This is a genomic window from Streptococcus sp. 1343 (assembly GCF_013277355.1).
Classification (GTDB): domain Bacteria; phylum Bacillota; class Bacilli; order Lactobacillales; family Streptococcaceae; genus Streptococcus; species Streptococcus pseudopneumoniae.
This window is the reverse complement of record NZ_VMMT01000086.1, coordinates 1-748: the sequence shown is the minus strand read 5'-3', so window position 1 is coordinate 748 and position 748 is coordinate 1. Positions and strand designations below refer to the sequence as shown.

1 protein-coding gene and 1 tRNA gene are annotated in these 748 nt (G+C 36.8%); one reads left to right on the top strand and one right to left on the bottom strand.

Annotation, left to right across the window (positions count from 1 at the left end; translation table 11 throughout):
* Positions 1 to 137: helix-turn-helix domain-containing protein (locus HT709_RS11085; RefSeq protein ID WP_172925771.1), on the bottom strand; the 137-nt coding region annotated here is incomplete at its 3' end.
* A gap of 357 nt (positions 138 to 494) precedes the next feature.
* On the opposite strand from HT709_RS11085, the gene HT709_RS11080 reads away from it, so the two are divergent.
* A tRNA-Glu gene (locus HT709_RS11080) sits at positions 495 to 566 on the top strand.
* The last annotated feature ends 182 nt before the right edge of the window (positions 567 to 748 follow it).

Sequence of the window (748 nt, the reverse complement as noted above, 5' to 3'; positions counted from 1 at the left end):
TTGTGAATGGTTTGAGGAGCTTTTCCAAGTAAAGAGGCGATTTCTCTATTTGATTTCCCTTCTTTTTTCCATCTTTCGATTAAGCGACGGTTATCGATTGTCAAATGTTTGGCTTTTGTAGTATAATGGCTTTTCATCTCTGTGCCTTTCTTGTGTTTGTGATTGAACAACAAGTATAACACAGAGGTGTTTTCTTATGCCTAGAAGAGCTTTCATTTGACAAGAGGAACCCTTGAAGCAGTTTTGTCAGCTAAACCAAGGCTAATCTTAGCCCTGGCTTGTCAGCCTAACAGCATCAAGCCTCTTATCAAATGAAATCGAGTACTAGCTATAAGCTAGTTAAACCATCTAATTTTTAGGAGGGCTGGATGGCTAACTTCATTATAGAACTTTCAAAAAAATTAATTAAAAAAATTAATTAAAAAAAGTTTAAAAAAGGTGTTGACAAAGTTAGAAAAGCCTGTATAATAGTAAGAGTTGAAAATAACAACTCTGGTCCGTTGGTCAAGGGGTTAAGACACCGCCTTTTCACGGCGGTAACACGGGTTCGAATCCCGTACGGACTATAGTATGTTACGGTTGTAACACTTGATGAAAAAAAGATTAAAAAAGTTTCAAAAAAGTGTTGACAAGCGAAAGTGATTGTGATATACTAATATAGTTGTCGCTTGAGAGAAGCGAGTGACAAAGACCTTTGAAAACTGAACAAGACGAACCAATGTGCAGGGCACTACAACTAAAGTTGTAG